This is a genomic window from Pseudomonas sp. B35(2017), from assembly GCF_002113645.1.
Lineage (GTDB): Bacteria > Pseudomonadota > Gammaproteobacteria > Pseudomonadales > Pseudomonadaceae > Aquipseudomonas > Aquipseudomonas ekonensis.
This window is the reverse complement of sequence record NZ_NEIZ01000006.1, coordinates 190,204-210,549: the sequence shown is the minus strand read 5'-3', so window position 1 is coordinate 210,549 and position 20,346 is coordinate 190,204. Positions and strand designations below refer to the sequence as shown.

General features: G+C 64.1%; 19 protein-coding genes. 10 read left to right on the top strand and 9 right to left on the bottom strand.

The genetic code is table 11. The features are described from left to right. Positions 1-66: 66 nt before the first annotated feature. Positions 67-423: a PilZ domain-containing protein gene (locus tag CAG41_RS13835; RefSeq protein ID WP_085707102.1), complete on the top strand. Its 357-nt coding sequence runs from the start codon at positions 67-69 to the stop codon at positions 421-423. A gap of 115 nt (positions 424-538) precedes the next feature. Here the strand turns inward: CAG41_RS13835 and radA are convergent, their stop codons facing one another. Both radA and katB read right to left on the bottom strand, forming a co-directional pair. Beyond that, positions 539-1,906: a DNA repair protein RadA gene (radA, locus tag CAG41_RS13830; protein ID WP_085584117.1), complete on the bottom strand. Its 1,368-nt coding sequence runs from the start codon at positions 1,904-1,906 to the stop codon at positions 539-541. Positions 1,907-1,990: 84 nt separating this feature from the next. Beyond that, a complete protein-coding gene (gene katB, locus CAG41_RS13825; protein ID WP_085632310.1) occupies positions 1,991-3,532 on the bottom strand; it encodes a catalase KatB in 1,542 nt (513 codons plus the stop codon). A 287-nt stretch (positions 3,533-3,819) separates the two neighbouring features. Between katB and mscL the strand changes: the two genes are divergently transcribed. Beyond that, a complete protein-coding gene (gene mscL, locus CAG41_RS13820; protein WP_085584113.1) occupies positions 3,820-4,233 on the top strand; it encodes a large-conductance mechanosensitive channel protein MscL in 414 nt (137 codons plus the stop codon). A 48-nt stretch (positions 4,234-4,281) separates the two neighbouring features. Here mscL and CAG41_RS13815 read toward each other — a convergent pair whose 3' ends face one another. Continuing rightward, on the bottom strand, positions 4,282-5,058 hold the full coding sequence (locus tag CAG41_RS13815) for a ferredoxin--NADP reductase (protein WP_085584111.1): 777 nt from the start codon (positions 5,056-5,058) through the stop codon (positions 4,282-4,284). Positions 5,059-5,368: 310 nt separating this feature from the next. On the opposite strand from CAG41_RS13815, the gene CAG41_RS13810 reads away from it, so the two are divergent. Beyond that, positions 5,369-6,082 (top strand): autoinducer binding domain-containing protein, encoded by a 714-nt coding sequence (locus CAG41_RS13810; RefSeq protein WP_085632312.1) that lies wholly within the window; start codon positions 5,369-5,371, stop codon positions 6,080-6,082. A gap of 176 nt (positions 6,083-6,258) precedes the next feature. Next, on the top strand, positions 6,259-7,383 hold the full coding sequence (locus CAG41_RS13805; RefSeq protein WP_085707101.1) for a class I SAM-dependent methyltransferase: 1,125 nt from the start codon (positions 6,259-6,261) through the stop codon (positions 7,381-7,383). A gap of 70 nt (positions 7,384-7,453) precedes the next feature. Here CAG41_RS13805 and CAG41_RS13800 read toward each other — a convergent pair whose 3' ends face one another. The 3 genes from CAG41_RS13800 to CAG41_RS13790 form a co-directional block, all read right to left on the bottom strand. Then, positions 7,454-7,621: a DUF2474 domain-containing protein gene (locus tag CAG41_RS13800; RefSeq protein ID WP_085584104.1), complete on the bottom strand. Its 168-nt coding sequence runs from the start codon at positions 7,619-7,621 to the stop codon at positions 7,454-7,456. A gap of 72 nt (positions 7,622-7,693) precedes the next feature. After that, positions 7,694-8,701 (bottom strand): cytochrome d ubiquinol oxidase subunit II, encoded by a 1,008-nt coding sequence (gene cydB, locus CAG41_RS13795; RefSeq protein ID WP_085584102.1) that lies wholly within the window; start codon positions 8,699-8,701, stop codon positions 7,694-7,696. Between the two features lie 3 nt (positions 8,702-8,704). After that, positions 8,705-10,141: a cytochrome ubiquinol oxidase subunit I gene (locus CAG41_RS13790; protein ID WP_085584100.1), complete on the bottom strand. Its 1,437-nt coding sequence runs from the start codon at positions 10,139-10,141 to the stop codon at positions 8,705-8,707. Between the two features lie 407 nt (positions 10,142-10,548). Between CAG41_RS13790 and CAG41_RS13785 the strand changes: the two genes are divergently transcribed. Further along, positions 10,549-11,787: an MFS transporter gene (locus CAG41_RS13785; RefSeq protein ID WP_085638895.1), complete on the top strand. Its 1,239-nt coding sequence runs from the start codon at positions 10,549-10,551 to the stop codon at positions 11,785-11,787. Positions 11,788-11,816: 29 nt separating this feature from the next. Here CAG41_RS13785 and CAG41_RS13780 read toward each other — a convergent pair whose 3' ends face one another. Beyond that, positions 11,817-12,266 (bottom strand): DUF4879 domain-containing protein, encoded by a 450-nt coding sequence (locus CAG41_RS13780; RefSeq protein ID WP_085632318.1) that lies wholly within the window; start codon positions 12,264-12,266, stop codon positions 11,817-11,819. Between the two features lie 220 nt (positions 12,267-12,486). Between CAG41_RS13780 and CAG41_RS13775 the strand changes: the two genes are divergently transcribed. The 5 genes from CAG41_RS13775 (at position 12,487) to CAG41_RS13755 (ending at position 17,391) form a co-directional block, all read left to right on the top strand. Continuing rightward, a complete protein-coding gene (locus tag CAG41_RS13775; RefSeq protein ID WP_085584094.1) occupies positions 12,487-13,782 on the top strand; it encodes an NCS2 family permease in 1,296 nt (431 codons plus the stop codon). Beyond that, positions 13,779-14,858, top strand: a complete 1,080-nt coding sequence (gene trmA / locus CAG41_RS13770; RefSeq protein WP_085584092.1) for a tRNA (uridine(54)-C5)-methyltransferase TrmA — start codon at positions 13,779-13,781, stop codon at positions 14,856-14,858. Before CAG41_RS13775 ends, trmA begins: the two co-directional genes overlap by 4 nt. 182 nt (positions 14,859-15,040) lie before the next feature. Next, a complete protein-coding gene (locus CAG41_RS13765) occupies positions 15,041-15,952 on the top strand; it encodes a LysR family transcriptional regulator (protein ID WP_085707100.1) in 912 nt (303 codons plus the stop codon). A gap of 138 nt (positions 15,953-16,090) precedes the next feature. Then, positions 16,091-16,540, top strand: a complete 450-nt coding sequence (gene aroQ, locus CAG41_RS13760) for a type II 3-dehydroquinate dehydratase (RefSeq protein WP_085707099.1) — start codon at positions 16,091-16,093, stop codon at positions 16,538-16,540. After that, positions 16,537-17,391, top strand: coding sequence for a shikimate dehydrogenase (locus CAG41_RS13755; protein ID WP_085584086.1), 855 nt, complete (start codon positions 16,537-16,539; stop codon positions 17,389-17,391). The genes aroQ and CAG41_RS13755 overlap by 4 nt, the downstream gene beginning before the upstream one ends. 30 nt (positions 17,392-17,421) lie before the next feature. Here the strand turns inward: CAG41_RS13755 and CAG41_RS13750 are convergent, their stop codons facing one another. Together CAG41_RS13750 and quiC are read right to left on the bottom strand one after the other, a co-directional pair. Further along, a complete protein-coding gene (locus tag CAG41_RS13750) occupies positions 17,422-18,096 on the bottom strand; it encodes a TetR/AcrR family transcriptional regulator (RefSeq protein WP_085707098.1) in 675 nt (224 codons plus the stop codon). Positions 18,097-18,198: 102 nt separating this feature from the next. Further along, the gene (gene quiC, locus CAG41_RS13745; protein WP_085694661.1) at positions 18,199-20,100 is read right to left on the bottom strand and encodes a 3-dehydroshikimate dehydratase QuiC; all 1,902 of its coding nucleotides are present in this window, start codon (positions 20,098-20,100) and stop codon (positions 18,199-18,201) included. Between the last annotated feature and the right edge of the window lie 246 nt (positions 20,101-20,346).

Here is a 20,346-nt window from a genome sequence, read left to right as displayed (position 1 = left end):
CGCTGCGGGCTGGTCGCGTCCGGCGGGCCGGGTCTATAGTCAGCGTACCGTCAAGAGGAGTGCACCATGAGCGAGCGTCGCCGCTTCAAACGTATTGCGTTCGATGCCAAGACCGAATTGAGCCAGGGCGAGCGCATCTGGCCGGTGCAGCTGGTCGACCTGTCACTCAAGGGTTTCTTGATCGAGAAGCCGCAGCCGTGGCTCGGCGATCCGAAGCAGGATTTTTCCGTCAGCATCCACTTGAGCGACGAGGTCGAGATCACGATGGACGCCCAGCTGGCGCACGAGGACCGCGGCCAGCTGGGGTTTGTCTGTCGGCACATTAGCCTGGAGTCGATCCAGCGCCTGCGGCGGCTGATCGAGTTCAACCTGGCGGACGAGTCCGAGCTTCAGCGCGAACTGGGTGCGCTGATCGAGCTCTGAACAGCGACGATCCCCTGTGGGAGCCAGCCTGCTGGCGATGGCGGTCTCCCGTCGAATCGATCGTCACGGGGAGTCTGCTATCGCCAGCAGGCTGGCTCCTGCAGTGAATCGGCGGTTATTCGAACAGCGAATCCAACGCCTGCTCCAGCCGCGTCACGGCAATGATCTGCAAGCCTGGCGGCGCTTCCTTCGGCGCATTGCCCTTGGGCACGATCGCGCGCTTGAAGCCGTGCTTGGCCGCTTCCTTCAGGCGCTCCTGGCCGCTGGGCACCGGGCGCACCTCACCGGACAGGCCGACCTCACCGAACACCAGCAGGTCGTGGGGCAACGGCCGGTTGCGCAGGCTCGACATGACCGCCGCCATCAGCGCCAGGTCCGAGGCGGTCTCCAGCACCTTCACGCCGCCGACCACGTTGAGGAACACGTCCTGATCGTGGGTCGGGATGCCGCCGTGACGGTGCAGCACCGCCAGCAGCATCGCCAGGCGGTTCTGGTCCAGACCCAGCGTCACCCGGCGCGGGTTGGCCAGATGGCTGTCGTCCACCAACGCCTGAACTTCCACCAGCATCGGCCGAGTGCCTTCCCAGGTCGCCATCACCACGCTGCCCGGCACTTCCTCCTGAGCACGGGTCAGGAAAATCGCCGACGGGTTGGAGACTTCCTTCAGCCCCCTGTCGGTCATGCCGAACACGCCCAGTTCGTTGACCGCGCCGAAACGGTTCTTCACCGCCCGCAGCAAGCGCAGCCGGCCATCGGACTCGCCTTCGAAATACAGCACGGTATCGACCATGTGCTCCAGCACGCGCGGGCCGGCCAGCGCGCCTTCCTTGGTGACGTGGCCCACCAGGAAAATCGCCGTGCCGCTCTGCTTGGCGTAACGCACCAGCAGCGCCGCGCTCTCGCGCACCTGGGACACGCCGCCCGGCGCCGATTGCAGCTGTTCGGTGAAAATCGTCTGGATCGAGTCGATCACCATCACCCGGGGCTTTTCCTGTCGGGCGGTGGCGATGATGCTTTCGATGCAGGTTTCGGTCATCACCCGCAATTGGTCCTGCGGCAACCCCAGACGCCGGGCGCGCATCGCCACCTGCTGCTGGGACTCCTCGCCGGTGACGTACAAGGCCGGCATGCTGCGGGCCAGGTTGCACAGGGTCTGCAGCAGGATCGTCGATTTGCCGATGCCGGGATCGCCGCCGATCAGCACCACCGAACCGTCCACCAGGCCTCCGCCCAGCACCCGGTCCAGCTCGCCGGAGGCGGTGGAGAAGCGCGGGACTTCCTCGACGCTGACTTCGGCCAGCGTCTTGATCTGCGCCTGCTGCCCCGCCCAGCCGGTGCGGCCGCTCGGCGCCGCCGCCCCGCCGCTCTCGACCAGGGTTTCGGTCAGGGTGTTCCAGGCGCCGCACTCGCCGCACTGCCCCGCCCATTTGGGAAAGGTGGCGCCGCACTCGGTGCAGCCGTACATGCGCTTGGCCTTGGCCATCTGAACCCCCGGCAAAAACCGCGATGATAACGCAGCCGCAGCCGATGGGCGCAGCGACGCTCATCGGCCGACGGCATTCAGGCCTCAGTCCGCCAGGTTGGCGGCCAGCGCCTTGACCCGCGCCAGGTCGCCCTTGGCCACTTTCGCCACGCCGGCGCCGTACTCAGGGTCGGCCTTGTACAGGAAAGACAGGATGATGTGCTTGCTCTCGTCATCCGCCCCCGCTAGCGAAGCGCCGAAGCTGGCGATCAGATCCTTGCGCTCCTGGCGGCTGTACGAGCGGTACAGATCCCCAGCCTGCCGGAAGTTCTGCTCACGCTGGATCTTCGCCTGCTGGGTGCGGCCTTCCAGGGCCGTCTGGCTGTAGCGCGCCTGCGGCGTCTCTTCCCGCGGCTGCAGACGGCTCGGCTGAAAGTTCACACCGGAACGGCTGGCGCCGGCATTCATCGCGCCGTCCTGATTGCCGTTGTTCACGGCGACCTTAGGTGCGTTGATCGGCAACTGCATGGCGTTGGTGCCGATACGGTGAAGTTGCGTATCCGCATAAGCGAATACCCGGCCCTGCAACAAACGGTCTTCGGAAGGTTCGATGCCGGGAACCAGATTACTCGGCGCCATGGCAACTTGTTCGGTTTCCTGGAAGACGTTCGACGGATTGCGGTTCAACACCATTTGTCCAACTTTTCGCTCAGGAACACCGGGCCAGATCTTGGTTGCGTCCAATGGATCGAAATCAAACTTGGACAGATCTTCTGGTTTTAGCACTTGGATGTACAAGTCCCACTTTGGAAAGTTGCCCTTCCCGATATTGGCCACCAAGTCATGGGTCATATGACTGTAGTCCTGCCCTTGAACTTTCACGACTTGTTCTGGCGTCAAATTCTTGATGCCCTGCAAACTTTTCCAGTGAAACTTCACATAGTGAATTTCGCCCTTCGCGTTGACCAACTTATAGGCATGCACACTGTTACCGTCCATCTCCCGGTAACTGGCCGGCGTGCCAGAGTTGGAATACAGCTCCGTCAGGGTGCGTGTGGCTTCCGGAACATGGGAGAAGAAGTCGAAACGCCGCGAGTCGTCGTCCAGGTTGGTGCGCGGATCCGGCTTGAACGCGTGCACCATGTCCGGGAACTTGATCGCATCGCGGATGAAGAAGGTCGGGAAATTGTTGCCGACCAGGTCCCAGTTGCCGTCGGCCGTGTAGAACTTGGTGGCGAAGCCGCGCGGATCGCGCAGGGTCTCCGGGGAGTGGTTGCCGTGCACCACCGATGAGAAGCGCACGAAGACCGGCGTGACCTGACCTGCGGCGAAGACTTTGGCCTTGCTCAGGTCGCTGAGGTCGGCGCTGGCGGTGAAGGTACCGTGGGCACCGGTGCCGCGGGCATGCACCACACGTTCCGGGATGCGTTCGCGGTCGAAGCGCTGGAGCTTCTGGATCAGTTGCACATCCTGCAGCAGCACCGGGCCATTGGCGCCGGCGGTCTGCGAGTTCTGGTTGTCGCCGACCGCCGCGCCGTTGTCGCGGGTCAACGGGGCGGCGCTGACGGAAAGGGTCAGCAGGCTGGCGGTGAGTGCAGCGAAAGTGCGGCGGCAGGGCAATGCCCCAAGGCCAAGTGCGGAAGTCATGTGCGGTTCCTCTGTCTTTTCGAAGGCGCATCCAGGTGCGCCAGTCAGAGGCTAGAGAACCGTTCCCGCAAACATAAATAGAAAATTCGTAACGCCATGATTGACAGATTTTTCTTCCGGATCAGCGGCTTACGGTCTATTTCCCGCGCGATTAGTGGCACTTTGCAAACTAATCGTCGAAAGATGTGTCGATAAAAGCGAGCATTGTAAGGAGGTGTTTCGCGCAGGCCGCGTTTCGCTGATTTACACTGCCAACACCAACCTCATCTGTAACAAGGAAATAACCTATGGGCGTGCTAAGTGAGTTCAAGGCCTTTGCGGTCAAAGGCAATGTGGTCGACATGGCCGTCGGTATCATCATCGGTGCCGCCTTCGGCAAAATTGTGTCGTCCTTTGTCGGCGACGTGATCATGCCCCCGATCGGCCTGCTGATCGGCGGCGTGGATTTCAGTGACCTGGCCATCACGCTCAAGGCCGCCGAGGGCAGTGCGCCCGCCGTGGTGATGGCCTATGGCAAGTTCATCCAAAGCATCCTGGACTTCATCATCGTCGCCTTCGCCATTTTCATGGGCGTCAAGGCCATCAACCGCCTGAAGCGCGAAGAGGCCGTGGCCCCGAGCCTGCCGCCCGTGCCGACGAAGGAAGAGGAGCTGCTGGGCGAGATCCGCGACCTGCTCAAGGCCCAGAACAACCGGCCCTGACGCGTTGCGGCATGAACGGAAGAACGGCGCCCTCGGGCGCCGTTCTTTTTACCAGTAGTTCTCCACCGCCACCTGCCCCGGACGCCGGGTAAGGCTCAGGCTCATGTGCCGCCGCTTGAGCAGGGCCCGGGTGTCGTCGATCATCTGCGGGTTGCCGCACAGCATGACCCGCGAATGCTCGGCCGACAGTTCCAGCCCCGCCGCGCGCTCCAGTTCGCCGCTCTCGATCAGGGCAGTGATGCGGCCGTTGAGGGCCCCGGCGTACGGCTCGCGCGTCACCACCGGGATGAACCGGAACTTGTGCGCATACGGCGCCAGGTAGTCACGCTGCATCAGATCGCCGATCAACGCTTGATAGGCCAGCTCCCGGGCCTCCCGCACGCTGTAGACCAGGACGATGCGTTCGAACCGCTCCCAGACCTCGAAGTCCTGCAGGATCGACAGGAACGGCGCCACCCCCGTGCCGGTGGACAGCAGCCACAGATCCCGGCCGTCGACGAAACGATCCAGGGTCAGGTAACCGAAGGCCTGGCGCTCCACCAGCAGCGAATCGCCTTCGCGCAGGCGGCTCAGTTCGCTGGTGAACTCCCCGCCCGGCACCACGATCGAGAAAAACTCCAGAAACTCGTCAAACGGCGACGACACCATGGAGTAGGCCCGCCACACCGTGCTGCCGTCGGCCTTGGTCACTCCCAGGCGGGCAAATTGCCCGGCACGGAAGCGAAAGCCCGGATCACGGGTAGTGCGCAACGTGAACAGGCTGGGGGTCAGGGGCTGCACGTCAAGCAAGGTCTGGCGGGTGAACTTGTCTGCGCTGGCGGTCATGGGCCACTCCAATCGACGATGCGGCCCAGTGTCGCGCAAACTCGCACACTAATACACCGACAATTAATAGTGTTATTTGCACAAATAGCAATTTCCCTCATTTGAGAACAAACGGTTCATCATCCGTTAGTTTTTACATGACGAGTTAAATGCTTGGCCGTAGAGCGACCTAATAACACTTTATGCCGATATCAAATGCTTAAAGAGCAAAAAAATCCGCACTCGATGTAGGAATCGTCCTACACTCCGGTGCGTGCCTCTTGTTGGATCCAAGTTGCACCCCCGCGAAACACCTTACGGAGAGCCTGTAATGGAAATGTGGAAGGAGTCGCAGTTAAAGCAGCTGACTTTCGCCAAGGAAATAGATACCGCGTACCCGATCCTGTTGAGATTCGCCGAAAACATTGGCTTCAACTTTTGTGCTGTCTCAGTGACATCATTGCGCCGGGAAACGCCGTTCACCACCTTGAAAATCAATAACTACCCAAGCGCCTGGAACAACCACTATGAACAAGAAAACTATGTAGAGTCGGATCCAGTAGTAGCACACTGCAATCGTTCCATGCTGCCCATTGTCTGGAGCGAAGAACTGTTCTCAAAGACTCCGAAGTTATGGAGCGCCATGCTGGAACATGAACTGCAGCACGGCTGGTCACAATCGTTCCATCACGAGGAATCCGGACTCTGCAGCATCCTGAGCCTGGGCCGAAAGCACTGCCCGATCAGCCCGCTGGAGCTGTACGAACACTTCGGCTACATGTTCTACGTCACCAGCCATCTGAGCGAAATGCTCGCCCGGACCCTGCCCAGGAAACCGCCCGGCGCCCGCCAACCGCACTTGTCGGCGCGCGAACTGGAGGTCCTGAGACTCTCGGCCGCCGGCAAGACCGCGTATGAGATCGCCCGCATCCTCAGTCTGAGCGAACGCACCGTGAACTACCACGTGCAGAACGTCATCGAGAAGCTCAACGTGTGCAACAAGATCTCCGCCGTCATCGCCGCCGCGCGGGCCGGGATCATCTGAACGGTCGCCTGTCGCCGTCCCCCGAAAACTTGCAGGTAATCACCCCGAAAAAAACGTACCATTCGCAACCTTCCCGAGTGATGACGTGAATGCCACGCCGCAGTCCGCTCGGAGGGTTCCGCCGCACCACACTGCGGGCCGCGGGACACCCGATGAACCGCCAGAGTCCCCGCCCCATGCCTTTGCTCGACACGCCCTTCTCCAGCCTCGACCTGATCCGCCAGCCCGAACAGCAGAATGAACCGCTGCAGGCGTTCGATGCGGCCGACGAGTACCTGCTCAATCACCTGGCCGAACAGCAGCCGGCGGCCGACACGCGGGTACTGGTGCTCAACGACAGTTTCGGCGCTCTGGCCATCAGCCTGGCAGGCAAGGTGAATGTCAGCAGCAGCGGCGATTCGTTTCTGGCCTTTCAGGGCCTGGAGAAAAACCTGACCCGCAACGGCCTGCCGTTCGACGCCGTGCGGGGTATTGCGGCCAGCGAACCGCTGACCGGGCCGTTCGACCGGGTGCTGATCCGCGTGCCGAAGACCCTGGCGCTGCTGGAGGAACAGCTGATCCGCCTGCAAGGCCAGCTCGCCCCAGGCGCGCAAGTGGTGGCGGCGGCGATGATCAAGCACTTGCCCCGGGCCGCCGGCGATCTGCTGGAGCGCTACATCGGCCCGGTGCAGGCTTCGCTGGCGGTGAAAAAGGCACGCCTGCTGATCGCCACGCCCGAAGCCCGGACAGCGGCGACGTCCCCTTACCCGACCCGCTACCGTCTCGAAGAGCCGGCCATCGAGCTCCTCAACCACGCCAATGTGTTCTGCCGCGACGGGCTGGACATCGGCACCCGCGCCTTCCTGCCGCACCTGCCGAAAAACCTCGGCGGCGCACGGGTGGCGGACCTGGGTTGCGGCAACGGCGTACTGGCCATCGCCAGCGCCCTGCAGAACCCCGATGCCCATTACACGCTGGTGGACGAATCGTTCATGGCGGTGCAGTCGGCCCGCGAAAACTGGCGTGCGGCCTTGGGCGAACGTGACGTGGCCGTGCGCGCCGCCGACGGTCTGGCCGGGCAGCCGGCGCAATCGCTGGACGTGGTGCTGTGCAATCCGCCGTTCCATCAGCAGCAGGTGGTCGGCGACTTCCTCGCCTGGCGCATGTTCCAGCAGGCCCGCGAAGCGCTGGTGACGGGCGGTGCGCTGTACATCGTCGGCAACCGCCACCTGGGCTATCACGCCAAGCTGGCGCGGCTGTTCCGGGGCGTCGAGCAAGTGGCGGCCACGCCCAAGTTCGTGATCCTCAAGGCGCGCAAGTAAGCCAGGCAAAAAAAAGCCCTCCAAGAGGAGGGCTGCAAAACCGTGCCTCGCGGCAACGGGACGGGATGATTCAGTGGGTGGTCAGGCCGGCCGCATTCATGAACAGGCGCATCAGGCTGGCGGCGATGAACAACGCGCCGACGCTGCCGACCCAGATCAGGGCCAACCAGCCGAGCCGCTGCCACAGCGGCTTTTTTTCGGCTTCTTGAATGTCGTGCAGTGAAGGTTTGCCGGACATTGCAGGGTTCCTCAGTCGGTTCGGTGGCGCCTGCCCTCAGGCCATCACGGGCAGGCTCTTCTTTATCGGGAACTAGTGATAGCCGTCCTCATGGGTGACCTTGCCGCGGAACACGTAGTAGCTCCAGAACGTGTAACCCAGGATGAACGGGATGATGAACAGCGTGCCGACCAGCATGAAGCCCTGGCTCTGCGGTGGTGCGGCGGCGTCCCAGATCGAGATCGACGGCGGCACGATGTTCGGCCACAGGCTGATGCCCAGGCCGCTGTAGCCGAGGAAGATCAGCACCAGGGTCAGCAGGAACGGCATGTAGTTGGCGTTGCGCGCCACGGCCTTGAGCAGGCCGTACATCGTCACCAGCACGAGGATCGGCACCGGCATGAACCAGAACAGGTTCGGCACGCTGAACCAGCGGGTCGCGATCTCCGGGTGGGCCAAAGGCGTCCAGAGGCTGACGATGCCGATCACCGCCAGCAGCACGAACGCCAGAGGCCGCGCCAGGTCATGCATCTGCTGCTGGAGCTTGCCTTCGGTCTTCATGATCAGCCAGGTGCAGCCGAGCAAGGCGTAGGCCACCACCAGCGCGGCGCCGCAGAACATCGTGAACGGCGTCAGCCAGTCCAGCGGTCCGCCGGCGTATTGCCGGTCGACCACCGGCAAGCCGTCGATGAAGGCGCCCAGCGCCACGCCTTGGAAGAAGGTCGCGGCGATCGAACCGCCGATGAAGGCCTTGTCCCACAGGTGCCGCTTGTCGTCCTTGGCCTTGAAGCGGAACTCGAAGGCCACACCGCGGAAGATCAGCCCGATCAGCATGAAGATCAGCGGCAGGTACAGCGCCGACAGCACCACCGAATAGGCCAGCGGGAAGGCGCCGAACAATGCGGCGCCCCCCAGCACCAACCAGGTTTCGTTGCCGTCCCAGACCGGGGCGACGGTGTTCATCATCACGTCGCGGTCGGTCTTGCCGGGAGTGAACGGGAAAAGGATCCCGATCCCCAGGTCGAAGCCGTCCATGACCACGTACATCATGATGCCGAAGATGATGATCACGGCCCAGATCAGCGGAAGATCGATACCCATGACTCAAATCTCCTTGGTCAGGCTGCGGTCGGCGTCGGCGCCATCGTCGTCCGCGGCGGACAGCGGACGGGCCGGCGTGCGTTTGCGGCCGGGGCCGCCGTCGTTGGTTTCCTTGCCCTCGTCGGTCTTCGGCCCCTTGCGCACCAGGCGCATCATGTAGCCCAGGCCGGCGCCGAACAGCGCGAAGTACACCACCACGAACATGATCAAGGTGATGCTCATCTGCATGAAGCTGTGGTTGGAGGACGCGTCCGCCGTGCGCATCAAGCCGTAGACCACCCACGGCTGACGGCCGATCTCGGTGGTGAACCAGCCGGCGAGGATCGCGATCAGGCCCGACGGCCCCATCCACAGGGCCAGGTACAGGAACGGCCGCGAGGTGTAGAGCGAGTCACGCTTGCGCAGCCACAGGCTCCAGAGGCCAGTGAAGATCATCAGGAAGCCGAGGCCCACCATGATCCGGAACGACCAGAACACGATGGTCGAGTTGGGCCGGTCCTCCGGCGGGAACTCCTTGAGCGCCGGCACCTGCTTGTCCAGCGAGTGGGTCAGGATCAGGCTGCCGAGGTACGGGATCTCCACGGCGAATTTGGTCTTCTCTTCCTTCATGTCCGGCCAGCCGAACAGGATCAGCGGCGTCGCCTCGTTACCGACGTTTTCCCAGTGGCCTTCGATGGCGGCGATCTTCGCCGGCTGGTGCTTGAGGGTGTTGAGGCCGTGGAAGTCGCCGATCACGGCCTGGATCGGCGCGACGATCAGGGCCATCCACATGGCCATCGACAGCATCTTGCGGATCGCCGGGTTGTCTTTGCCGCGCAGCAGGTGCCAGGCCGCCGAGGCGCCGACGAAGAACGCCGTGGCGACGAACGCGGCAGTGGCCATGTGCATCAGCCGGTACGGGAACGAAGGGTTGAAGATGATCGCCAGCCAATCGGTGGGGATCACCTGGCCGTTGACGATCTCGAAGCCTTGCGGGGTCTGCATCCAGCTGTTGGACGCGAGGATCCAGAAAGTCGAGATCAAGGTGCCGATGGCCACCATGACCGTGGAGAAGAAGTGCAGGCCGCGTCCGACCTTGTTCCAGCCGAACAGCATCACGCCGAGGAAACCGGCTTCGAGGAAGAACGCCGTGAGCACCTCATAGGTGAGCAACGGGCCGGTGACGGAACCGGCGAAGTCGGAGAACCGGCTCCAGTTGGTGCCGAACTGGTACGCCATGACCAGCCCCGAGACCACCCCCATGCCGAAGTTGACGGCGAAGATCTTCGACCAGAAATGGTAGAGGTCACGGTAGGTGTCGTTGCCGGTCTTCAGCCACAGGCCTTCGAGCACCGCCAGGTAGCTCGCCAGTCCGATGGTGATGGCGGGAAACAGAATGTGGAACGAGATGGTGAACGCGAACTGAATTCGGGCGAGATCGAGTGCCTCTAAACCGAACATAAGTCTTCCTCTGTCAGGTGGTACAGGCTGCCGGGCTTGTGGCCCGGTACCCACTGCCCCCACGGATATGGAGTGCGGCGAATTCGGATTCGTTCTTCTTTTTACGCGCACACAACGCGGGGAGCCTGGCCGGACGGCCGCCAGACCACTTCCCGCAAGGGTCTTGATCTGGATCAATCAACGTTGAAAGAGTAGTCCGATTTCCGACGGCGAACTGCGTGGTCTTTTGCCGCGTGACAAGTTGCCTCATAGCTTCGGCAACGCGCTGAAATACATTGGCGAGCGCCTTGGAGCACAGCCCCCCGAAAAATCGGTGTCTAGCTAACTAAATTTTTCTACATGGCAACTTTTGGTTACAGACTGGTGATAACCTCGCGACTCCCCTCTCGCACACGTCCGGCCCTCCGATGCCCAGCCAAGCGCCTTTGCTGCTCCGCCACCACCGTCCTTTCATTGCGTTCTGGCTGGCCCGGATCTTCACCGCCAGCGGCTTTCAGATGCTCACCGTGGCCATCGGCTGGAACCTCTACCAACTGACCGGCAATGTGCTCGACCTGGGCCTGGTGGGCCTGGTGGAGTTCGCGCCCCGGGTGCTGTTCATGCTGCACACCGGGCATGTCGCCGACCGCTACGACCGGCGCAAGGTCGCGGCGATCTGCCAGTCGCTGCAGGCGCTGATCGCCCTGACGCTGGCCATCGGCAGCGCCACCGACCACGTCACCCGCGAACTGATCTTCATCCTCGCCTTCCTGCTGGGCGCCGCGCGCTCCTTCGAGATGCCCACCACCCAGGCCCTGCTGCCGAGCATCGTGCCCACCGCCCTGTTCCCCCGGGCGGTCGCCGCCGCACAATCGGCCCAGCAGTCGGCGACGATCGTCGCCCCGGCGCTGGGCGGCTTGCTCTATGCGTTCGGCAGCGTGTGGGTCTACGGCCCGACCGTGCTGCTGTACGTGATCGCCTGCACCCTGATGCTCAACCTGCCCGCGCGCCAGACTCCGCTGAACAAAGGCAAGGCCACGCTGGATTCGTTGCTGGCGGGGATCCGCTTCATCCGCAGCCGCCCGGACATCCTCGGGGCGATCTCGCTGGATCTGTTCGCGGTGCTGCTCGGCGGCGCCACGGCGCTGCTGCCGGTGTTCGCCAAGGACATCCTGCTGACCGGCGCCTGGGGTCTGGGCCTGCTCCGCTCGGCTCCGGCGGTGGGCGCATTGCTGATGTCGCTGTTCCTGGCGCGGTTCGCCGTGGAACGTCATGTCGGCCGGGTGATGTTCACGGCGGTCGGCGTGTTCGGCGTGGCGACCATCGCCTTCGGCCTGTCGACCTCGTTCTGGTTCTCGCTGGCGGTGCTGGTGGTGCTGGGCGCGGCGGACATGATCAGCATGGTGATCCGCGCCTCGTTCGTGCAGCTGGAAACCCCTGACGAGATGCGCGGCCGGGTCAGCGCGGTGAACGGCCTGTTCATCGGCGCCTCGAACCAGCTCGGCGAATTCGAGTCCGGTCTCACCGCCCACTGGTTCGGCACGGTGCCGGCGGTGGTCATGGGCGGCATCGGCACGCTGGTGGTGACCGGCACCTGGATCAAGCTGTTCCCGACCCTGGCCAGCCGCGACCGGATGCATGTGCCGGTGGAGGAAGCCAAGGCCTGAGGCGACTCAGGCCTGCCCCGGCCCCTCTGTCACTTGATGTAGAGCTGGGTCGACAACGTGTTGCGCGGCGCGTTGATCGAGGTGTTGGTGAAGGTGAAGGTGCCTTCCTGCCTGGCGCCCAGGTCGAACTCATAGAGAGAGCCGACGGTTTTGCTGCCGGGGGTGCATTCGGTCAGGTTGCCGGTCTGGAAGGCGCAGACCGGGCTGCGGACGCCGTCCACCTCGAAGCCGTCCAGGGAGGCCTGGGGCTGGCTCTGGCCGTAGCCGATCTCCAGCACATAGACCTTGATGCCCGATCCGCCGTGGTCGCATTGCGTGCGGGACTGGCCGTCTTCGATGTCTTCCAGCCCGCAGGCCGCCGACTGCACCTTGATCACTTTCACTTCGCTCAACGGCGGCGCCGACGCCGCCAACGCCGCCGGCACCGCGGCCAGCAGTGCGGCCGTCAACCCGGCGGTTTTCATCCAGCGCTTGCTCATGCGTTCCATCCCCCAAAAAACAGCGCGCAGTATGGCGTACTTGGCGCAGACACAAAACTTCGCCGACGATCGACACCGACATCCGCCATATTCCCCGCGCTGCTGGTATGATGCGCGGCTTTTTCCGGCCCACAGCAAAATCCCAGGCGCATCCGGCGACCTGTGCTTTGCTGTTGAGGTCGATACATTCACGGCGCCACGCGCGCCACGGGGAGCAGACATGCTGGAAAGGCTGTTTCAACTCAAGGCACACAACACCAACGTGCGGACCGAGATCCTGGCGGGCGTCACGACGTTCCTGGCCATGGCCTACATCCTGTTCGTCAACCCGAGCATCCTCGGCGAGACCGGCATGGACAAAGGCGCGGTGTTCGTCGCCACCTGCCTTGCCGCCGCCATCGGTTCCACGGTGATGGGCCTGATCGCCAACTACCCGATCGCCCTCGCGCCGGGCATGGGCCTGAACGCCTTCTTTACCTACACCGTCGTGCTGCACATGGGCCACACCTGGCAAGTGGCGCTGGGTGCGGTGTTCATTTCGGCCGTGTGCTTCTTCCTGCTGTCGATCTTCCGCATCCGTGAATGGATCATCAACAGCATCCCCCTGCCGCTGCGCTCGGCGATCGCCGCCGGCATCGGCCTGTTCCTGGCCCTGATCGCCCTGCACAACGCCGGCATCGTGGTCGGCAACCCGGCGACCATGGTCGGCCTCGGCGACCTCAAGCAACCGGCCCCGATCCTCGCGACCCTGGGCTTCGCCCTGATCGTCGCCCTCGAAGCGCTGAAAGTGCGCGGCGCCGTGCTGATCGGCATCCTGGCGGTGACCATCGTGTCGATCGTCATGGGCTTCACCCCGTTCGGCGGCGTGACCTCGATGCCACCGTCGCTGGCCCCGACCTTCCTGCAGCTGGACATCAAGGGCGCGCTGGACATCGGTCTGGTCAGCGTGATCTTCGCCTTCCTGTTCGTCGACCTGTTCGACAACTCCGGCACCCTGATCGGCGTCGCCAAGCGCGCCGGCCTGATGGGCAAGGACGGCCACATGCCGAAGATGGGCCGCGCCCTGATCGCCGACAGCACCGCCGCGATGGCCGGTTCCCTGCTGGGCACCTCCACCACCACCAGCTACATCGAGTCCGCCGCCGGCGTGAGCGCCGGGGGCCGCACCGGCCTGACCGCCATCGTCGTCGCGATCCTGTTCCTGCTGGCGCTGTTCTTCTCGCCGCTGGCGGCCAGCGTGCCGGCCTTCGCCACCGCCCCGGCGCTGCTGTTCGTCGCCGTGCTGATGACTTCGGGCCTGGCGGAAATAGACTGGGAAGACATCACCGTCGCCGCGCCGGTCGTGGTCACCGCCCTGGCGATGCCGTTCACCTACTCCATCGCCAACGGCATCGCGTTCGGCTTCATCGCCTGGACCGCCATCAAGATCCTGTCGGGCCGCGCCCGTGAGCTGAACCCGGCGCTGGTGATCCTGTCGATCCTGTTCGTGATCAAGTTGGGTTGGTTCAACGCATGACTTTCGATTCCCAGGCCTACGCCGCACAGCTTGCCGACAAGGTCACGCGCCTGCGTGACCTGCTGGCCCCGTTCGATGCACCGGAGCCTTCGGTGTTCGACTCGCCGTTGCAGCACTTTCGTCTGCGCGCCGAATTCCGCCTGTGGCGCGAGGCCGGCGAGCGCCATTACGCGATGTTCTCCCAGGAGGACAAGCGCACGCCGATCCTGATCGAGCAATTCCCGATCGCCAGCCTGCGCATCAACCAGCTGATGCCGCAGCTCAAGGCGGCCTGGCAGGCCAGCTCGGCGCTCAGCCACAAGCTGTTCCAGGTGGAGTTCCTGACCACCCTGGCCGGCGATGCGATGATCACCCTGTGCTATCACCGTCCGCTGGACGAGCACTGGCACGTGGCGGCATCGAAGCTGGCGGCGGACCTGAACGTCAGCGTCATCGGCCGCTCCAAGGGCAAGCGCGAAGTCATCGGCCGCGACTATGTGGTGGAGAAGCTCGACGTCGGCGGCCGCACCTTCAGCTACCGCCAACCGGAAGGCGCGTTCACCCAGCCCAACGGCACCGTGAACCAGAAGATGCTCGACTGGGCCTTCGAGGCGCTGGGCGACCGTGAGGACGACCTGCTGGAGCTGTACTGCGGCAACGGCAACTTCACCCTGCCGCTGGCCACCCGCGTGCGCAAGGTGCTGGCCACCGAGATCAGCAAGACGTCGGTCAACGCCGCGCTGAGCAACCTCAGCGAAAACGCTGTGGATAACGTCACCCTGGTGCGCCTGTCCGCCGAAGAGCTGACCGAAGCCCTGAACGAGGTGCGCCCGTTCCGCCGCCTGCAAGGCATCGACCTGAAGAGCTACGAATTCGGCAGCGTCTTCGTCGACCCGCCCCGCGCCGGCATGGATCCGGACACCTGCGAGCTGACCCGGCGTTTCGACAACATCCTGTACATCTCCTGCAACCCCGAAACCCTCGCGGCGAACATCGCCCAGCTGCACGACACCCACCGCATCACCCGTTGCGCGCTGTTCGACCAGTTCCCGTGGACGCACCACATGGAGTCCGGGGTCTTGCTGACCCGACGCTGAGCGTCAGGAACGCATACCAAAAAGCCGTCGTGACCGACGGCTTTTTTGTGCCTGCCCTGCTCCCCTCCGAAGGCGCCCTCCCGGCGCCGTCGCCGAAAGCCCTTGGCAAAATGGCTCGCATGCCTTTCACGGTGCCTCGGCATTTGCTAAATACAGGGGCTCATTCCCCGGTGCGAGCCATCATGCAGCGACACTTCGACGATCTTCAGTTGGGCAGCATCGAACTGTTCTGCCTGGCCGCCGAGGCCGGCAGCTTCACCGGCGCGGCACTGGCGGCGGCGGTAACGCCGGCTGCGGTGAGCCGGTCGGTGTCGCGCATGGAGGAACGGCTGGGCGTGCGTCTGTTCGCCCGCACCACCCGCAGCGTCAAGCTGACCGACAGTGGCCGGCGCTACTACGAAGAATGCCGGCAGGCGCTGGCGCAACTGGTCGAGGCCCAGCGGGAAGTCATGGGCCAGCAGCAGGAGCCTTCCGGCACCCTGCGCATCAGCATCCCCACGACCTACGCCCATCACCGGATCCTGCCGCTGCTGCCGGCGTTCCGGGCGCGTTTTCCGCAGGTGAAAGTCGACATCCACATCAGCAACCGCAACATCGATTTCGTCGGCGAGGGCTACGACATGGCGATCCGCGTTCGGGCGATCCCCGATTCGGGCCTGATCGCCCGCCACCTGGAAGACGCGGCGCTGGTGATGGTCGCCAGCCCCGACTACCTCAAGCGCGCCGGAACCCCGCAGACCCTCGACGACCTCGCCGGCCACGAATGCATCCAGTACGAACTGCCCAGCAACGGCCGACGGATCACCTGGCTGTTCTACGACGGGGACACCCCACGGGAGGTTCTGGCGGACGGCAATTTCTGCTGCTCCGACGATGTGCTCGGCGGCGTCACCCTCGCCCGGCACGGCGCCGGCCTGTTCCAGACCTACCGCTTCATCGTCGAAAAGGACTTGGCCGACGGCACCCTGGTGGAAGTGCTCAAGCCCTACACCGGGCGCTCGCGGCCGTTCACCCTGCTGTATCCGCAGAACCGCCACATGCCGCTGCGGGTGCGGGCGTTCATCGATTTTCTGGTGGGGCAACTGCCGCAGTGAACCGGCAGCGTGCGATCACCGCACACAATACGCCGGGAAAACCGGGGACCGATTGACCAAAGTAACCAGGCAGTACAATTTATCTCCACCGATCGAACCCTTCGACCGAAGCCAACAAGAATAAGTGGAGTTGTCCCCATGCCCCCGATCGTTCTGGTGCTCAACGGCCCGAACCTGAACCTGCTCGGCACCCGCGAGCCGGCGACCTACGGCCACGAAACCCTGGCCGATATTTCCACCCTGTGCGCACGTGCCGCCGACGAGCTCGGCCTGGCCGTGGAGTTCCGCCAGACCAACCACGAAGGCGAATTGCTCGACTGGATCCACGGCGCCCGCAACCGTTGCGCCGGCATCGTCATCAATCCCGCGGCGTGGACACACACCTCGGTGGCGATCCGCGACGCGCTGGTGGCCAGCGAACTGCCGGTGATCGAGGTGCACTTGTCCAACGTCCATGCCCGCGAGCCGTTCCGCCACCACTCCTTCGTCTCCGCCATCGCCACTGCCGTAATGTGCGGCTTCGGCAGCCACGGCTATCGTCTGGCCCTGGAGCATTTCGGCCACCGGCTCAAAGGAGCGCGCGCATGACTCGGCAGAATGCGGTTCTGGCCGGTCTGATCGGCGCAGGCATCCAGGCGTCCCGCACGCCGGCGATGCACGAACAGGAAGGCGATGCCCAAGGCCTGCGCTACCTGTACCGGCTGATCGACCTCGATCAACTGCAACTGGACAGCGACGCCCTGCCCGACCTGCTGTTGGCCGCCGAGCGAATGAACTTCACCGGCCTGAACATCACCTTCCCGTGCAAGCAGGCGATCATCCCGCTGCTCGACGAACTGTCGCCGGAAGCCCGGGGCATCGGTGCGGTGAACACGGTCGTGCTCAAGGACGGCAAGCGCGTGGGGCACAACACCGATTGCCTGGGCTTCGCCGAGGGTTTTCGCCGAGGCCTGCCGGACGTCGACCGTGAACGTGTCGTCCAGATGGGCGCCGGCGGCGCCGGTGCGGCGGTGGCCCACGCACTGCTGAGCGAAGGCGTTCGGCACCTGAGCATTTTTGACGTGGACGCCGGGCGTGCCGAAAGCCTGGCCCTTAACCTCAATCAGCATTTCGGCGAGCGCCGCGCCGTGCTCGGGCAGGACTTGCCGACGGCGCTTAAACAGGCCGACGGCCTGGTCAACACCACGCCGATGGGCATGGCCAAGCTGCCGGGCATGCCGGTGCCGGCGGAACTGCTGCGGGCGCAACTGTGGGTGGCGGAGATCGTGTACTTCCCGCTGGAGACCGAACTGCTGCGCAACGCCCGCGCCCTCGGTTGCCGCACGCTGGACGGCGGCAACATGGCGGTGTTTCAGGCGGTGAAGGCGTTCGAGCTGTTCAGCGGCGTGGCGGCGGACGCGCAACGGATGCTGGCGCATTTCCAGCGCATGAACGGATGAGCGGTGCGAGGGGCCGCCCCTCGCTGACCGTCAGGCTTGCAGGTAGCGCAGCACCGATTCGCAGATCATCTGGCGGTGGCGCTGCTTGATGCTTTCGTCCGGCAGGTCGATCTGGAAGATCTCGCCGAAGGTGTGGCGGTTCGAGACGCGGTAGAAGCAGAACGAACTGATCAGCAGGTGCACGTCCAGCGCATCGAGCCCGGCGCGAAACACCCCTTTCTGCACCCCGCGCTGCAGGATCTCGCTCAGCGAATCGAGGATGGTGTTGTTCATCGCCTTGATCGCGTCGGAGCGCTTCACGTACTCGGCGTTGTGGATGTTCTCGACGCTGACGATCCGCACGAAATCGACGTTGCGGTCATGGTGGTCGAAGGTGAACTCCACCAGCCGACTGATCGCTTCCACCGGCGGCAATTCGGCCAGGTGCAGGCGGCTTTCGGTGTTGCGGATGTCGCCGTAGAGTTTCTCCAACACCTCGACGTACAGCTGCTCCTTGCTGCCGAAGTAGTAGTAGATCATGCGCTTGGAGGTGTGGATGCGCTCGGCGATCGCATCGACGCGGGCGCCGGACAGGCCCTGCTGGACGAACTCGACGATCGCCTCCTGCAGGATGTTCTCACGGGTCTTTTCCGGGTTGTTCTTGCGACTCTTGCGCGGCTCGGCGACAGGCGAAACGGCGACGGTAAGTTCTGAAGTCATTGTCATTGCGGGCTCACGGCCATCACTGCACAAGCTGGCGATTATGGGCCGCGCGGCACAGTGAAGGAAGCCGAGCAGCCCGTGTTTAATCCCGCGTTTACGAAATACCTACAACTTCGCCTGGCGGGCACCGCCGCTGCGTGCTTTGGCCATCGCCGCCAGCCGCACCGCGACGTTGGCGGCGCCGTAACCGGCGTAACCGTTGCGGCGTTGGATGACCTCGAAGAAGAAGCGTCCTTCGAACGGTTCGGTGTAGACGTGGAACAGCTCGCCGCCCTGGGCGTCGCGGTCATACAGCACGTTGTAGTAGGCCAGCTCGCTGAGGAACTCGTCGTCGAAGTCGAAGCGCGCAGCGAGGTCGTCGTAGTAGTTGAGCGGGATGTCCAGCAACGGCACCCCGGCCTCCTTGGCGCGCCGCACTTGCGCGAAGATGTCCTCGCAGTCGAACGCGATGTGATGCACGCCCGAACCCCTGTAGCTCGACAACGCATGGGAGATCGCGGTGTTGCGGTTCTCGGAAATGTTCAGCGGCAGGCGCACCGAACTGTCGCGGCTGCGCAGCGCCCGGCTCTTCACCAAGCCGTAAGGGTCCGGCAGCACCACCTCGTCGTCGGCCTCGAAATCCAGCAGGCTCTTGTAGAACAGCACCCAGGTGTCGAGGCTGTCCGCCGGCAGCGCCATGGCCATGTGGTCGATGCGCTTGAGGCCGCCGCGGGCCTGGGCGCCCGGCACCAGATTGAAGTCGGTGCCGTACACGTCCGCGTCTTCATCCACCAGATAGATCAGGCTGCCGTCCGGCGCGCGGATCGCCGCCAGCTCCAGTTCGTTGGGCCCGACCAGCCCCCGGTACGGCTGGCCCTTGTAGGCCACCGCCCGCGCCAAGGCGCTGGCGCTGTCCTTGACCCGCAGCGCCGTGGCGCACAGCGACGGGCCGTGGGCCTCGAAATAACTGTGGCCGAACGAATAAGGCTCGGCGTTGAGGATCAGGTTGATGTCGCCCTGACGCAGCAGGCTCACGCTCTTGGAGCGGTGCTGCCCGGCCTTGACGAACCCCAGCCGCTCCAGCCAGTTCGACAGCTTGGCGCCCAGGGCTTCGTCCACGGCGAACTCCAGGAACTCGACGCCGTCGTACCCGCTGGCCTTGGGCGTCTCGAACAGGATCTCGCGGCTGGCCAGCGGCAGCGGCTGCTGCGCCAGGCGCTGACGGGTCTTCTCCTCCAGGTACAGCAGCGAACGCAATCCATCCGCCGCGTTGGCGCGGGTCGGTGCGGCGCGGAACCCGTCGTTGAAGATCTCCAGCGACAGGGGACCGGTGTAGCCGCTCTGGATGATCGGGGCGAGAAACCCCGGCAGGTCGAACTCGCCCTGCCCCGGGAAACAACGGAAATGCCGGCTCCACTCCAGCACGTCCATGGCCAGGATCGGCGCGTCGGCCATCTGCACGAAGAAGATCTTGTCGCCGGGGATGTCGGCGATGGCGCTCGGGTCGCCCTTGAGCGACAGGGTGTGGAAGCTGTCGAGCAGCACGCCCAGGCTCGGGTGGTCGGCCTGGCGCACGATGTCCCAGACCTGTTGATACGTGTTCACATGACGCCCCCAGGCCAGGGCCTCGTAGCCGATGCGCAGGCCACGGGCGCCGGCGCGTTCGGCCAACAGGCGCAGGTCGTCGACCAGGATCTGCCGGTCGCCGAGACTGTCGGCCGAGGCGTTGCTGCACACCAGCACCAGGTCGGTGCCCAGCTCCTGCATCAGGTCGAACTTGCGCTCGGCACGCTCCAGGTTGCGCGCGAGCCGGTCGCGGCGGCAGCCCTCGAAATCGCGGAACGGCTGGAACAGGGTGATGGCGATGCCGAGGTCGGCGCACATCTGCCGGATCTCCCGGGGGCTGCCGTCGTAGTACAGCAGATCGTTCTCGAAGATCTCGACCCCGTCGAACCCGGCGGCGGCAATGGCTTCGAGCTTTTCCGGCAGGGTGCCGCTCAAGGAAACGGTGGCAATGGATCGCTGCATCTCTCAACTCCCGGTGGAGGCGTCGGCGGCGGGGATGGCGCCGCTTTTGCGGGTGAGCGGATTATTGGTTCCGATCGGTCGCCAGGCAATTTAAAGTGTACTACCCGGTTAGTTTTGCGTGCGATTATCGAACACAATGCCGGTTTGGCGAATTGACGATCTTTCGGCCGCTGCCCAACATCGACGCCACACCGAGCCCGGATGCGAACCGTCGGTCTCGCTGCGAAACGACCCAGAACACCATAA